Source organism: Arthrobacter sp. UYEF3 (genome assembly GCF_040546245.1).
Classification (GTDB): Bacteria; Actinomycetota; Actinomycetes; order Actinomycetales; family Micrococcaceae; genus Arthrobacter.
The window spans coordinates 1-13,656 of sequence record NZ_JBEPNK010000028.1 but is presented as its reverse complement, the minus strand read 5'-3'; the positions used below and the strand labels follow the sequence as shown (position 1 = coordinate 13,656).

Here is a 13,656-nt window from a genome sequence, read left to right as displayed (position 1 = left end):
TGGGGTAATTTAATTCGTATGTTGACCGGATTCAAGAAATTCATCATGAAGGGCAACGTCATGGACCTTGCCGTCGCCGTCGTGATTGGCGCCGCCTTTGGCGCCGTAGTTACCGCCCTAGTCCAGAGCGTGCTGATGCCGTTCATCGCGGCGCTTGTTGGATCGCCGAACTTCGACCGCTTCGCCGTCGTGACCCTCAACGGCAACGACATCAAGTTCGGTGTCCTGCTCACCGCCATCGTCAATTTCCTGCTGGTGGCCGCCGCCATCTACTTCGTGATCGTCCTGCCGCTGAACCACATGATCGAACGCCGCAACCGACGCCTGGGCATCAACCGGGACGTGAAGGAAGAGGCGGCCGAGGATCCGCAGATCGCCCTGCTCACCGAAATCCGCGACGCCCTGCAACTGGACCGCCGCCCGTAATCATCCCCAAATTGTACAAGCAACTTGATCAAGTTGCTTGTACAATTGGAGAATGACGCATGAACCCATGCCGGGACAGGACCCGGCTCGCTCTTTCTTGAAGGCCTTGCAGCCCCTGCTTCGGCGGCTGAACACCGAACGGACCATCTCGCCCGGGAAGGTGGGCGTGCTCCGGCACGTAGCGGAGCATGGCCCGGCGACGACGTCCGAACTGGCAACAGTCGTTTATGTCAGCCCGCAGGCCATTTCGCTGGCCGCGCGGGAGCTGGAACGGCTGGGCTTCGTTGTTCGCGTGCCGGACGCCACGGACCGGCGACGGATCTGGATTGAGATCACCGACGCCGGGCGGCAGAAGCTTGCCCAGGAATCCTCGGCCGGGCACGGCTGGCTAGACCGGGCCATCACGGAGCGCTTGACGCCGGAGGACCGGAATACCCTCGAAGCGGCCATCCCGATCCTGCGGAAACTTGGGGCGGAGGCCACCGTTGACTGAACCGGCGGCACACCCGAGCACCGTACCGGCCCTGGTCTACGCGGCGCTCTCCACGGCGATCGTGAGCTCGTTGGGCATGCTGTTGGTGCCCACCATCTCCCGCGAGATGGACGTGTCGGTCAGCGCGGCGCAGTGGATGCTCACCCTGAACCTCCTGGTCGGCGCGATCGCGACTCCCGTGATGGGCCGGCTCAGCGACGGACCGCACAAAAAGCGGCTCCTCCTCTCAGCACTGTCGATCATCCTCCTCGGGTCCGTGATCGCGGCAGCCGCACCAAATTTCACCGTGTTCCTGATTGGACGGGCCCTGCAGGGACTGAGTTACGGGATCGTCCCGGTCACCATCGCCCTCGCCCGCCGCTATGTCGCAGCTGACAAGGTGCGGTTCTCCATCTCGAGCCTGTCGGTCACCGTGTCAACCGGGATCGGCATCGGCTACCCGCTGACCGGCATCATCGCCGGCCTCTTCGACTTCCGGTTCGCTTTCTGGTTTGCGGCACTCTTCGTGGTCACGGCCATCGTCGTGGTCTTCCGCGTTGTGCCGGCAGGACCGGACGATCGGGCCCTTCGGCTGCCCTTCGATTACAACGGTGCGGGCCTGCTTGGCCTCGGCCTCGGCGCCCTGCTCCTGGGCGTCAGCGAAGGACCGAACTGGGGGTGGAGCTCACCGTGGACCGTCGGCGCCTTCATCGTCGCGGCCGGCGTCCTGGTCGCTTGGGTCCGCGCCGAGCTGCGGATGCGACACCCGCTGGTGAACCTTCGGGTCCTCCGGAACGGGGACGTGCTGCTGGCCAATGGCACGGCAGTCGGACTGGGTGCGGCGATGTACATCGGCCTCTCGATTTCCAGCCTCATCGCCCAGGCGCCAGGGTCCACCGGCTACGGGATCGCACTGCCGGTGTTCTGGGCCGGTTTTGTGATGTTTCCGCTGTCGGTGGGAAGCTTCGGCGCCAACCGACTGGTGCGCCGCGTGGCGCGCCGGATCCGGCTGGCTACGCTGCTGCCGATTGGCGCCGGCGTCATGGCGGCAGCCGCGCTGCTGCTCTGGATTGCCCACTTCGAACTCGGGCAAATCCTGATCGGGATGCTGGTCCTCGGCGTGGGCATGGGAACAAGCTATGCGGCCATGCCGGCGCTGATCGCCCGGAGCGTGGCCACTGAAGAGCTGGGCAGCTCGGTGAGCTTCAACCAGGTGCTGCGGACGGTAGGAAGCTCCTTCGGCACCGCTGCCTCGGGCGCGGTGCTCGCGGGAAACATGGCGCCCGATCTTCACCCGACCGGTGCCGGAATCACTGCGACGCTCGCGATCGGCGCGGTGGTCTGCCTCGTAGTGTTCAGCGCACTGCTCTTCCATACCCTGCAGGCGCGTTCCCGCCGGGCAGCGTGAAAGCGGAGGCTGCACCGCACGGGGCTCAGGGCAGAACGTCGCTGGCGTAGTGGACGCCGATCTCGCCCCGGACGGCGTCAATCGCCGTCATCACCTGGACGCTGCCGTGGGGCGGCAGGACCTCATTGGCGATCGCTCCGGCCGCGATCAGCCGCTCGACCTCCCACGCCTGATACTGCATGCCGCGGCCGGTGACCGGCTGGTCGAAGCGCTCGACGACGTGTCCGCCGTCGTCGTACCGGGTGAACGCCGTGGGCGTGTACCAGACCGGATCTATCGCGATACTGCCAGCGGTCCCGATCACCGCCGCCCGGTTGGGCCCGGCGGTATCAAGGGCGCAGTGCAGTACGGCCTGCTGCCCGTCCGCGTACTCAAAGATCATCGCCGTTTGGCGGTCGACGCCGGTGGCCGTCTTGCTGGCCGCGGCCCGGATCCTTGCGGGCGCCCCGAAGACGTCGAAGGCGAAGGACACCGGGTAGATCCCCAGGTCCAGGAGCGCTCCGCCGCCCAGCGCGGGATCGTTGAGCCGATGCCCCGGATCCTTGGGCAGGTTCTGGTTGTGGTCCGCGATCACCGTGCGGACCTCACCCAGGGCATCGGCCCCGATCAGCTCGCGGATCCGGACCATGTGCGGCAGGTACCGAGTCCACATCGCCTCAAGGACAACCAGGCCCTTCGACTCGGCGAGGTCCGCCATTTCCCGGGCCTGCCGCGCATTCATGGCGAACGGCTTTTCCACCAGCGCATGCTTTCCGGCGTTGAGGGCCAGCAGCGCGTTGTCGTAGTGGAACGGGTGCGGCGAGGAAATGTAGACAACATCCACGTCAGGGTCATTCACAAGTGCTTCGTAGCTGCCATGGGCGGAGGGGAGCTGGAACCTGTCGGCGAACTCCTGTGCCGTAGCGGCGTTCCGGGAGCCCACCGCCTGGACGTTGAAGCCGTGCTCCACCAGGTCCGAGGTCTGCAGCCCGGCAATGAAACCGGTGCCCAGGATTCCCCAGCGGACGACGGCGGGGGAGACACGGGCGCTGGCAGTGGAGTGAGTCGTGGCGTTCTCTGACATGGCGTCGGTCCTCGGCAGTCGGTCGGGTGGGCAGTCGGTCAGGTGGGCAGTCGGGCAGGTGGGAAGTCGGTCAGGTGGAGTGCGACTACACCCTGTGAGCATGCTAGCCGTTCACTGGCGGTTGGCGCGGGTGTTGGGGCCGGTCCGGGCCTCAGGCTGGCGGACGTCTCCGCGACCAGCTTTTTCGCCAGTCGGACCAGCGGCCGCGGGACGGTTGCGAATTCGTCGGCAGAAGCGGAAGCGGAAGCGCCGGCGGGTGCCTGCGGCCCAGCCCGAACGAGACGCTGCCCAGCAGGGCCGGCAAGGCAATCGTGGCTCCCGCCGGGGGAGTGCTCCGGGGTGGCGGCCTGAACGAATGTGAGGCACCTGCCGGATTGCTCTTCGGTGTAGGCAGAATCCGCGGCTGCCACGTCGACCCGGGGCGCACTCCTGGCTAAGACTAAGGCGACGGCGTCGCGTGTCCACGCGCCGGTCAGGGCCATCAAATCTTCATCAGAAAACACGTTCTCCGCTGTCATGGCCGGGGCGGATGCGCTGGCGGATCCGGCGTCACCGGACGGGGAACCGGGATGGCCGGGGAGGGCAAACCCGACGTGCAGCCGGCTACGGCGAGGACGCCGGCGGTGCAGGCAAGGAGCCAACTCCGTCTCCGGACGTGCGGATCGGAAAGGTCCAGGCCGTCACTTGCATGCTGGATCATCTCCCGCGTCTTGCGTGCCGTGCGCAAAGCACCCCGGCCCGAAGCAGCAGCCCTTGCGTGCCCGGCGCAGTCCTCCCAGGCAAGTCGTCCTATTGGTAGACGCGGACCCAATCCACGTCCATCTGAACCGGGCTGGTCCCAGTTCCGGCAGGGAACCAGTCGAGCTGCATCCTCTGGTGCATGCCAACGGTCGGCTGATGCGCCGGAACCGAATCGGTGAACGTCTTTACTCCGTCGATGTAGCCGGTGATGCCGGCCGGAGTCCACTCCACCGCATAGTTGTGCCACTGCGTGGTGTCGATCAGCGTGGCAGCTGTGATCTGGACATCCCCGCCGCTGCATTCGTAGTGCAGGTAGAAGTTCATGGCAGCGGTGTCCGTGGTGCCTTCGGCGAAGTCGACCTCGGCACAATTCGGCGAGGTGTTGAAATTCGGCCACAGGAGCAGCACCGGGTGGTAGTGGGCGTCGCGGGCGTTCGTCTTCATGCGGGTCTCCCAGCGTCCGTACCTCTGCTGGCCAAATTTTGCTGACATGCCGCCGGTGGTGCCGGCCGCATCGCCCTTCACCGTTGCCACCCCACTGGACACTGACCAGGCCTGCGGGCTGCGGACGCCCTTCCCGGCCTGGCCCGGACCGTCAAGGGCATCTTACTTGGTGGCGTCCGGCGCGCCTGCGTAGGAGAATTCGTCGCCCGCCAGCACAGTGCCCCAACCGAGGGTGGCCGCGGCCTGGACACCGTCGACTGCCGGGTCGGGAGGGACAGACGGCGCCGCGGGGGCCACCGTCGTGTGCGGGACCACCGGTCCGGCGGGCGGAGCATTCGAGGCTGTTGCTGTTGCTGTTGCTGTTGCTGTTGTTGCGGACGCGCTGGCAGGGGCCGTAACGACGGCGGCCGTTGGGGGCGTCGACGGGTCGGCGGAGAACGACGCCGGGCTGCCTGCCCCGTCGGGTCCGGCGGTGCCCTGCGTTGACGCAGCGCTGCATCCGGTCAGCGATAAAGCGCCGAGGGAAACGGTAACGGCAATTTTTTTGAACAAGTGATCCCTTCGGGATATTGAATTGGTGCCAGCCCGGCAGGGGCCCGACGGAGCATCCGAGGCCCCGCAGGCGGGCCTGCGCCCGGGACCAGCCGTCAACGTTACGCGATCGTGACCTTTGTTCGCAAAACCGCAGCCGCGGTCCGATCACGCTCGGACCGGCAGTTGGTCTGCGGCAGGCGGAACAAAATAATTGCTCGCCGCCGCATCCGGGCAGCACCCCCGGCCGGTAGTAAGGGTGTAAGCAAAAAACGCCCGTATCCGGGCCTCAATGAGGAGTTCAAGATGCGTAAATCATTTTCTGCCGCCGCCGGAGCCCTAACGCTGCTGGCGGGGCTTGCTTTTGCAGCCCCGGCGCAGGCAAGCGAACAACGCCACGAGCACGACACAGCAAAACTCTCCGTGTTACACGGCGTGCCCGGACTCACCGTGGACGTCTGGGTCGATGGAAAGCTGACGCTGGATCATTTCAAGCCGGGAACCTTGGCAGGTCCGCTGGACGTCCCTGCGGGAGACCACGAGATTGCCATCACCGGGGCGGACGCCACCAGCGCCGACAATCCTGTGATCGGGCCCGTGGAAGTGGATCTGAAAGCAGGCCGGGACTATACAGCCGTGGCGCACCTGACGGCTGACGGTGAGCCCACGGCCACACTCTTCAAGAACGACACGTCCGCGGTCGGTGACGGCGAAGGCAGGCTGACGGTGCGGCACGTCGCCGCGGCACCCGCCGTCGACGTCCTCGCCGGCGGAACCCCAGTGATCGAGGGCCTTGAAAACCCCGGCCAGGAGAAGCTAACGCTCGACGCCGGTACCATCTCCGCCTCCGTGACGGCGGCCGGCAGCACCGAGGCGCTGATCGGACCGGCGGATGTAAAAATCAGCGAGGGGACTAACACGATAGTTTACGCTTGGGGCAGCCTGGCCGACCACAATCTCGGCATTGCCGTGCAGGTGGTGAAGCTGTCACGGCATGACGACTGAGCGGCCCGGGTGCTGCTGCTGAGTGGGCGCCCGACGGGTGGCGGGGCCGCGACGATTGCGGCCCCGCCAGCCGCCCCCCGACCTCTCCGCCATTGCAGTGCTGCCGGCGCCGGGGAATAATGACGTTCCACGGGTCTCATTTCCCGCTCTAAGGAGCACCGATGGAGACTGCCGATCGTGAATGGAACGTTGACATTGACCAGGCCTTCGCCGCGGGGGAGGAGCGAGCGCTCGCTGATGCCTACCGAATGCTCGCGCCTCTTGTCCATACGCTGGCCTTGAGGGCGTTGCGCGAGCATAGTGCCGCCGACGACGTTACTCAGGAGGTCTTCATCCGCGCTTGGAAGTCGCGAACCAGTTACCGCCCGGACGCCGCACGGTTGCCCGCCTGGCTGATCGGAATCACCCGGAATGCCATTACCGACGCCTTGTCTGCCCGCTCCCGTCGACGGGACGTTGAAGGGGCCGCCCTGCAGTTGGTCAACGATCCCGCAGCCAGCCCGGGCAGGCCGACCGCCGACACGCTGGCGGACCGCCTGACACTGGACGACGAACTCGAGCGGCTGGGCAACCCCCAGACAGCCATCATGCGGCTGGCGTTCTACGAGGATCTGACCCACGACCAGATCTCGTCCCGGCTCAACCTTCCGCTTGGCACGGTCAAGAGCCATATCCGTCGTAGCCTTGCCCGGCTGCGGTCCCGGTTGGAGGTGGAACATGGATCATCCTGACGATGATCTCCTCGATCTGCTGGCGCTGGGTGAACGGCCCGCCAGCGAGGCGGAGTCGGTCCACCTGGACAGCTGCAATGAGTGCCGGGCGATGCTCAACGCGCTGCAAAATACCGTGTTTGCAGCGACGATCAATCCGGAACACGTGCAGCTGGAGGCGCCGGGCAGCCATAACTGGGCCGCTATCCATCAGGCACTGGGGCTGTCCCCGGCCCTGGCCGGGGATCCGCTGCTGCGCCCGCCCGCGGTCATCGCCGGGCGCCCCTACGAGGGCACGGCCCGCGGGGGGCTCCACGCTGAACCGAGGCCGCTCACACCCGATACCCGGCAGCCTGGCAGGCGCAGGCCGCGGCACAGCCCGCGCGGACGGTCGTGGGTCCTGGGCTTGGCGGCGGGGGTCGCGCTGGGCGCCGCCGGCGCGTGGACGGCATTGACCTTTCTTGGCTCCGCCGAGCCGCCGGTGTCAGCCCCGACACCACCGCCCACGGCGGCAGTCGTCGCTGAAGCAGCACTGGGTCCGCTGGCGGGGCACTCCGCCAGCGGCACTGCGCTCGTGGAGAGGCTCCCGGACGGAACCCGGCAGTTGATTATCAGCCTTCCCGAGGAGAAGCTCACGGGTTTCCGCGAGGTCTGGATGGCATCCGCGGATCTGTCCAAGATGGTCAGCCTGGGGGTCCTGGGCCAGGGACCGGGTGCCTTTGTCATCCCTGGCGGCCTCAACCTGGCCGACTATCCGGTGCTCGACGTTTCCAACGAGCCCTACGATGGGGATCCGGCCCACTCCGCGGAGAGCATCGCGCGGGGGAAGTTCACGGTGGCGGGTTGACCGGGACGAGCCCCGCCGTGAGGCGACGGCGGCGCAGACACGACAAAATGGACCCATGAGCGATGCCGGCGACTTCATTGACGGGGCGCTGCAGAATGAAAGCTCATGGCAGCGGGCCGAGGAAGCGCAGGCCCGTTTTGGTCCGGAACTGAAGTGCTACGGCGCTTCGGTCGGCGCGGTCCGCGGCACGGTCCGGGACGCGCTCCGCCGCTACCGGATCCTGGGCCGCGACGAACTGACCGCGCTCAGCTCGGAATTGTGGGCGGTCCCCGTCTTCGAACGGCGCCTCGCCGCCGTCGTGCTCCTGCAGTCCTGTGTGGCCATGCTGGACAACTCGGACCTGACCCGGATCGAGGGCTTCGTGCGCGGCTCAGGGTTCCGCGAGCTGGCGGATCCACTGGCGGTCGACGTCGTCGGACCGCTCATCGCTGGCCTCGACGGCGCCCGCAGGAGCCGTTCCGAGGCGGTCCTGGAGCGGTGGCGGAAGGATCCGGACCCGCGGCTTCGGCGTTCGGCTGCACTGGTGCGCGAGGCGATTGATGCTGCCAGTGGCCTGGCGTCCCCAAAGCGCTCCCGGCCGGGTTAGATGGCGGGACGGCGTTCCACCACGGCGTACGCCCTGCCGTCCAGGAACTGCCAGCCGGTCACCACCATAAAACCGAGCGAATCCACCCGGTCGTTAAGGACGTGGATATCGAAGCCGCCGTCGCGCGGTTCGGCGTCCCAGGTGGCCACATGGATTTCCCTCTCCTCGAGAACCAGCAGCTCGGTATTGACGTCAAAGTCCCCCTGCGGCTGATCGGTCAACTGGCAGATTGCGACACAGGGGCTGTTCATGAGGACCTCCACTCGGTGTGCGCTTAATGCCTTTATCCTATGCGTGCCGCATATCGGCGAACTAGGGATATTCCCCGCAACGACACGCCTGCGTTACCTGAATGTGACATTGCCGCCCAACTCCGTTACCGTTGTTGGGTGCCTGTTGTATCCGATACGGGCGCTCCCGAGCCGATTGCCTAACTCTGCCGCGGCCCGGGATCCGAATGCAACCTTCTGGCAGGGACGGGGAAACCACATTCGACCTGCAATTTTGACAGGTCTTGGGGTGAAGCCGCACAGCGCCCGTTCTGACGGGCCCGCGGCCGGGTGCCTCCCATCCGAATCCGACAGCTCACCTCGCAGGCATTGGGAGAGGCTACATACATGTTCTCAAGCACTACTGCTGCGCGCCATCGCTCCGACGCCACCGCCGGTCGGTCCTCAGCATTTTCCGTGAAGTCAGGCACCATCGGCCGCCAGGCCGCAGTAATCCTTGCAGCCTCCGGACTCGTCCTCACCAGCGGCATGGCGGCCAACGCCGCCGCTGCACCGGTACAGCTCGACGCAGGCCCCGCATCGAACGTTGACGTCACCAGCAAAGTCTCGACGCCGGTCACGGCCGATTCCGCCGTGCAGGTCAGCTTCGACCGTTCTGCCGTCGCAACGTCGCCGGCTCCCGTAACCGAGCAGCCAGCCGCAGTCCCGGCAGTCGCCGTTGCCGCGACCGTCGCCGTTGCGCCGGTCGCGGTGCAGGCTCCGGCCGCACCCAGGATCACCGCTCCCAAGATCACCGTACAGGCGGCCCCGGCGAAGGCACCGGCCCCCGCGGCGGCGGCCGGTGGCGTCAATGCCGCCATGCTCGCGTCCGCCTACGCCCAGATCGGCATCATCCAGGACTGCACCGCCATGGTGGAGAAGGCCCTCGGCGCGGCCGGTCACCCGGTGGGCGACCTCGGTCCCCAGCAGTTCCTGGGCCACGGGACCGTAGTGGCAACCCCGCAGCCCGGCGACATGATCGTCCAGGCCGGCCACGTCGGCATCTATGCCGGCAACGGCCAGGTAATCAGCGGCGGCATGAACGGAACCAACCAGACCATCGTGCACCCGCTGTCCTGGCTGACCGCCACCGGCGGCGTGACGTTCGTCCGCGCCTAAAGCGTAATCAGGGCTGAAGAACCCCTCTTCACTGGCCACTGGCCGGCTGTCGTTAAGACAGCCGGCCAGTGGCCTTTGTCGGGCTGGAGTACCGCAGCAACACAACCCCGTTGCCAAACGTCCGGGTCTCGACGAGCGTGAGCGGGGTGGTGCTGTCCGCGGGTTTGAACAAGGGTGTCCCGCGGCCAATCAGCACCGGATGAACGTAGATCCAATACTCGTCGATGAGCCCGAGCCGGCGGAAGGAGTCGGCCAGGTCGGCCCCGCCAAGGGCCAGGTCACCACCGGATTGGGCCTTCAATGCCAGGACGTCATCGACGACGACGTCGCGCACCACTGTGGAATTCGCGCCGGCACCCTCGAGGGTCCTGGAATAGACAACCTTGGGCATCTCCCGCCAAATTCCGGCGAACTCGACCATGGACGGCGTGCTGGACGGGTCGTGGTCCGCCGTCGGCCAGAAGGCGTCCATCAGCTCATAGGTGACGCGGCCCTCCAGAAACGCGTCCATGCTGCGGGATCTTTCGTTGAAATGGCTGTGGAGTTCCTCGTCCACCATGTGCCAACCAATGTCCCGGTTGTGACCCTCCACGAACCCGTCGAGTGATACCTGCAGTGCCAGGATGATCTTCCGCATGGCCTGAGCCTACGCGCCGGCTGCCGGCGCGGAAAAATGGCACTGGGCCCCGCAATCAGCAAGATGCTGCCGGTCTGTTGTCCGCTGATGCTGGCAGCATCGGTTGGAGCCAAATTCGGCAACATCATGCCGGCTAGTGCCAACCGTACGGCCCTTGCCGCGGCTGCCGCCATCCGGCTCGAGGAGTTGCTGCAGCAGGCCCGTCAGGCCGATGAGCAGCAGCAGCGCGCCCGCGAGTTTCGGGCCGGTGCTTCTTGAGCTGAGTGACTTCCTCACCACGACGCTGCATGGTGGGCGCCCCGCACTGATTTCCGAACTCAGTGCTTGGCGCCTTTGGCCGCTACCGGCACGGCGAACGACTTGGCGGCCCTCGAGCCTGCAGCGGCGCTAGCGGCGATGGTGACCAAAGCGCCCAGGAGCAGCGCGGCATCTTCCCCAGGTTGCAGCACATGGAGTTGGTTGCCAATGCTGGCTGCTGCCACGGGGACGCCCAGCTGGGCAGCCGAGATGACGCCCAGCGGCAGGGGGACCCCAAAGGCCCTTAACCCGGCGTGGAGCAGCACCGTCCCGAGCCCCAAAGATAAGCCCAGGAAGATCATGTCCGGATGCCCGGCGAGGTCACGGAGGTTCAAGGAGGCACCCAGCCACACGAAAAAAATCGGGCCCAGGAAGCCGTCGCTGACGCCGAAGAGCTGCCGTGCCAGCCGCCGCGGTTCGCCGACGGCTGCCACCGCCAGGCCGAGCGAGAACCCGGCCAGCATTACCGAGACGTGGCCGAAGCTGGCGACCCCGGCCAGCGCGAAGAGCAGAACCAGCTGAATGCGCAGCTCCAAGGCAAACTTGCGGTCCTCCGAGAGCCGGTGCATGCGCCGGCGGGTACCGCTGCGCTCCAGCGAGCGCAGCGCGAAGAAGAGCGCCACGGCGCATGCCCCCACAGCGAGCGCTCCGAGGGCTGCGCGGCCGGCGTTCGGGGGGTCCACCGCCAGCGGCAGCGCGACAATGCAGGCGATGTCAGCCAACGCCACCTGGGCGGTCATGGCCACCACCTGCGGCCCGCCCAGGCGCAGGGAATCGACAATCGGGAGGACCAGCGCGGCCGATGAGGAGGCCAGCAGCACCACGTAGAGCGGACCGTGTCCGGTGCCAAACGCCAGGCCCATGCCGGTGCCGATGACCACAGCCGCGATGGCAGCGATCACGGCCCGGCTGAAGCCTTTGCCGAGAGCAGAGCGGATCTGGGGATCCCTCACCGGCACGCGGCTTCCGGCCACAAACATCATCAGCGCAAAACCGATGTTCGCCAGCAGGCTGAAACTGGGATCCGCCGGATCGACCAGAGCGAACCCCGTCCGCCCGATCACGATGCCTGCCAGCAATTCGCCCAGGACCACCGGCAGGCGCCAGCGGACCGGCAGTGCGAGCAGGGGACCGGCCAGGGCGACGACGGCGATCAGCGCCAGGGACAGGAATGTCACCCTGCGCCCGCCCCGGCGGTTCCGCGGGCTGCCACGGGCGCCAGCTTCACAGGAATGGGAGTGTTCTCGTCGGTGAGATAGGAAGCGCAGACCCGGTGGTAGCCGTCGGCGATCTGGGCCGCGATGCCGGAGCGGAGGTCGCCGCGGACCATCAGCACCGGCGAGAGCTTCTTGCCGGCCGCTATCTTGGCAAGATCCGAGGCGACGTGGGGGTTCTCCTTTGTCAGCAGCGGCAACCCCGACGCGCGCAGGATGTCCTTCGCCAGCTGGTGGGTGACCGGGAGGCTGCGCAGAGCCTGCACGGTGGCAGCGGCGCTGACATCGTCGGTAAGCAGGGCAAGATAACGTTCCGCGGCCGGGTAATCGTGTTCCTGGGGTTCCGAAAGCCAAATGACGGATGCCGCCGGACTGTTTTTCCTGGATTCTTTCGCCATGGAATGAGACTAGTCCTGGCCGTCGTCCTCCGCTCCTGGCCCGGTCATTACCCTTAGAACGCCACCTGCACGGACAGCAGGCCCACGCCGTCTTTCCGCCCGGACAGAATGCGGCAGAATTCCAGCGCGTCCAGCTCAAGAGTCGGCACGGCGTCGTCCCGGGCCGGGACGCCTGAGGAAAAGCTGCCACCGGCATCTCCGGTGAGCCGGAGCCGGTACGGTTGGCCGTGCCGCGTGGCCCATTCCCTGACCACATCCGCGACGATCACGCCGTCGTGCCCGGCATCGGGTGGGAGGGTCTGTCCCGTCGCGCGGCCCAAATCGATCCGGTGCATCCACGGATCCCTGGTGAGGACGGTGTCGATCAGGAACCCCAGGCTCCACCATTCCTCACGGCCGCTTACGTACTGGGCAGGATTCATCACCCGGTGCCGCAGGACGCCGGGAATAAGGAGGCGGCCGCGGACCGCTTTAGGTCCGATCTTCTGCAGTTCCCGGACGAGCTCGTCCGTGGTGCTGCCCATCCGTTCCCGGACCTGCAGCGCGGTCAGGGCATCAATGAAGGCGCCACCCGACGACGATGCGGCCACACCGGCCTTCTTGAGCTGCCTGGCGCTTTCGAAAGGCGAGGACGGCAAAGCGGCCATCCCGACGATGTGCGCCACCAACTCCCGGACGTTCCATGCCGGGCAATCGGTGGGCCGTCGCCATTGTTCGGGACCAAAAACTTCGACTACCCGAGCGACGCGCCGGTATTCCTCAGCCGCCAGCCGCATGGCTTGGGCCCTCGGCAGAGCGGGGCGCCACGGAGACTGTTCGGTACTTCCCGCACTCGTAATGGTGCTCATGATGACTCATTCCGGGGGTCAAAGGCCCACATTGTCGGCGTACATTGTGACGGCCCGGTCCAGCAGGCGCCGCCAGCGGTCGCCACCTGGATCGTTGGCCAGTTGCGCATCGATCAATCCGCCGATCATCGCGGTGTATAGATCGACATCTTCGGCACGGGTGAGTCCGTAGACTGCCATATTGGCGGTGAAATGCTGCATGAACGACACGGACGGCGCATAGCTTTCCGGGCTGGGGACGAACCCGGGGACGGATCGCTGGTTCATGAGCTGGTTCCGGACCGGGTCCTGGACGCAGAAATCGAAAAACTCGCGGGCGGATCGATGCAGCCATTCCCGCGGGGCCATGGTCTGGTTTGCGCCCACCGCACCGAGGGCCCGGGCGCACTCAGCCCAGGCCTGCCCGAACATTGCGTCGATGATCGCGTTGCGGGACGGGAAATGGGTGTAAAGCGAGGGGGCCCGCATCCCCACCACGGCGGCAACCTCCCGCAGCGTGAAGCCGGGCAGCCCCCGCTCACGGGCAAGGGTCCATGCCGCATCGAGTGTCCTGTCTCAATTTAGTTGGCCATGGTGACGTGGGAAAAGGACATCTAAATTGAGACAGATCGGGTAGGAACCGTCTCAATTTAGTTGGCCAT

Annotated in this window: 17 protein-coding genes, 1 pseudogene and 1 riboswitch; of the genes and pseudogenes, 9 read left to right on the top strand and 9 right to left on the bottom strand. The window is 66.4% G+C overall.

What is annotated here, in order from left to right; genetic code table 11:
* The first annotated feature begins 18 nt into the window (after positions 1-18).
* From mscL to ABIB14_RS16065, 3 genes are read left to right on the top strand one after another with little or no spacing between them, the layout of a single operon-like run.
* Positions 19-426, top strand: a complete 408-nt coding sequence (gene mscL, locus ABIB14_RS16075) for a large conductance mechanosensitive channel protein MscL (protein ID WP_354236918.1) — start codon at positions 19-21, stop codon at positions 424-426.
* Between the two features lie 52 nt (positions 427-478).
* Entirely contained in the window at positions 479-919 is a 441-nt protein-coding gene (locus ABIB14_RS16070) for a MarR family winged helix-turn-helix transcriptional regulator (RefSeq protein WP_354236917.1), read from the top strand.
* Positions 912-2,306, top strand: coding sequence for an MFS transporter (locus tag ABIB14_RS16065; RefSeq protein ID WP_354236916.1), 1,395 nt, complete (start codon positions 912-914; stop codon positions 2,304-2,306). The genes ABIB14_RS16070 and ABIB14_RS16065 overlap by 8 nt, the downstream gene beginning before the upstream one ends.
* Before the next feature lie 25 nt (positions 2,307-2,331).
* Here ABIB14_RS16065 and ABIB14_RS16060 read toward each other — a convergent pair whose 3' ends face one another.
* The 3 genes from ABIB14_RS16060 to ABIB14_RS16050 form a co-directional block, all read right to left on the bottom strand.
* Positions 2,332-3,369, bottom strand: coding sequence for a Gfo/Idh/MocA family protein (locus ABIB14_RS16060; protein WP_354236915.1), 1,038 nt, complete (start codon positions 3,367-3,369; stop codon positions 2,332-2,334).
* Positions 3,370-4,158: 789 nt separating this feature from the next.
* Complete coding sequence (locus ABIB14_RS16055) at positions 4,159-4,602, bottom strand: glycoside hydrolase family 16 protein (RefSeq protein WP_354236914.1); 444 nt, start codon at positions 4,600-4,602, stop codon at positions 4,159-4,161.
* Positions 4,603-4,716: 114 nt separating this feature from the next.
* Complete coding sequence (locus tag ABIB14_RS16050; RefSeq protein WP_354236913.1) at positions 4,717-5,106, bottom strand: hypothetical protein; 390 nt, start codon at positions 5,104-5,106, stop codon at positions 4,717-4,719.
* Between the two features lie 285 nt (positions 5,107-5,391).
* On the opposite strand from ABIB14_RS16050, the gene ABIB14_RS16045 reads away from it, so the two are divergent.
* The 4 genes from ABIB14_RS16045 to ABIB14_RS16030 all read left to right on the top strand — a co-directional run bounded on the left by ABIB14_RS16045 (position 5,392) and on the right by ABIB14_RS16030 (position 8,233).
* Positions 5,392-6,090, top strand: coding sequence for a DUF4397 domain-containing protein (locus ABIB14_RS16045; protein ID WP_354236912.1), 699 nt, complete (start codon positions 5,392-5,394; stop codon positions 6,088-6,090).
* 161 nt (positions 6,091-6,251) lie between these two features.
* Positions 6,252-6,821: an RNA polymerase sigma factor gene (locus ABIB14_RS16040; RefSeq protein ID WP_354236911.1), complete on the top strand. Its 570-nt coding sequence runs from the start codon at positions 6,252-6,254 to the stop codon at positions 6,819-6,821.
* Positions 6,808-7,647 carry an anti-sigma factor gene (locus ABIB14_RS16035; protein ID WP_354236910.1) on the top strand — a complete coding sequence of 280 codons (840 nt, stop codon included), beginning with the start codon at positions 6,808-6,810 and terminating at the stop codon, positions 7,645-7,647. Before ABIB14_RS16040 ends, ABIB14_RS16035 begins: the two co-directional genes overlap by 14 nt.
* A 55-nt stretch (positions 7,648-7,702) precedes the next feature.
* A complete protein-coding gene (locus ABIB14_RS16030; RefSeq protein WP_354236909.1) occupies positions 7,703-8,233 on the top strand; it encodes a DNA alkylation repair protein in 531 nt (176 codons plus the stop codon).
* Here the strand turns inward: ABIB14_RS16030 and ABIB14_RS16025 are convergent.
* Positions 8,230-8,484, bottom strand: a complete 255-nt coding sequence (locus tag ABIB14_RS16025; RefSeq protein WP_354236908.1) for a hypothetical protein — start codon at positions 8,482-8,484, stop codon at positions 8,230-8,232. The two genes, ABIB14_RS16030 and ABIB14_RS16025, sit on opposite strands and share 4 nt — an antisense overlap.
* A gap of 176 nt (positions 8,485-8,660) precedes the next feature.
* Positions 8,661-8,846, top strand: a riboswitch (cyclic di-AMP (ydaO/yuaA leader).
* Positions 8,847-8,850: 4 nt separating this feature from the next.
* On the opposite strand from ABIB14_RS16025, the gene ABIB14_RS16020 reads away from it, so the two are divergent.
* Entirely contained in the window at positions 8,851-9,621 is a 771-nt protein-coding gene (locus ABIB14_RS16020) for a hypothetical protein (protein WP_502909685.1), read from the top strand.
* 52 nt (positions 9,622-9,673) lie between these two features.
* Here ABIB14_RS16020 and ABIB14_RS16015 read toward each other — a convergent pair whose 3' ends face one another.
* Positions 9,674-10,258, bottom strand: a complete 585-nt coding sequence (locus tag ABIB14_RS16015; protein ID WP_354236906.1) for a dihydrofolate reductase family protein — start codon at positions 10,256-10,258, stop codon at positions 9,674-9,676.
* Between the two features lie 36 nt (positions 10,259-10,294).
* On the opposite strand from ABIB14_RS16015, the gene ABIB14_RS16010 reads away from it, so the two are divergent.
* Positions 10,295-10,516, top strand: a complete 222-nt coding sequence (locus ABIB14_RS16010) for a hypothetical protein (RefSeq protein ID WP_354236905.1) — start codon at positions 10,295-10,297, stop codon at positions 10,514-10,516.
* A 59-nt stretch (positions 10,517-10,575) separates the two neighbouring features.
* Here the strand turns inward: ABIB14_RS16010 and ABIB14_RS16005 are convergent, their stop codons facing one another.
* From ABIB14_RS16005 to ABIB14_RS15990, 4 genes and pseudogenes are all read right to left on the bottom strand, one after another.
* Complete coding sequence (locus tag ABIB14_RS16005; RefSeq protein ID WP_354236904.1) at positions 10,576-11,733, bottom strand: cation:proton antiporter; 1,158 nt, start codon at positions 11,731-11,733, stop codon at positions 10,576-10,578.
* Positions 11,730-12,167 carry a hypothetical protein gene (locus ABIB14_RS16000; protein WP_354236903.1) on the bottom strand — a complete coding sequence of 146 codons (438 nt, stop codon included), beginning with the start codon at positions 12,165-12,167 and terminating at the stop codon, positions 11,730-11,732. The genes ABIB14_RS16005 and ABIB14_RS16000 overlap by 4 nt, the downstream gene beginning before the upstream one ends.
* Before the next feature lie 53 nt (positions 12,168-12,220).
* Positions 12,221-13,015, bottom strand: a complete 795-nt coding sequence (locus ABIB14_RS15995; protein ID WP_354236902.1) for a maleylpyruvate isomerase family mycothiol-dependent enzyme — start codon at positions 13,013-13,015, stop codon at positions 12,221-12,223.
* Between the two features lie 18 nt (positions 13,016-13,033).
* Positions 13,034-13,549: pseudogene (locus tag ABIB14_RS15990) on the bottom strand (TetR/AcrR family transcriptional regulator); the annotation flags it as partial.
* Positions 13,550-13,656 lie beyond the last annotated feature (107 nt).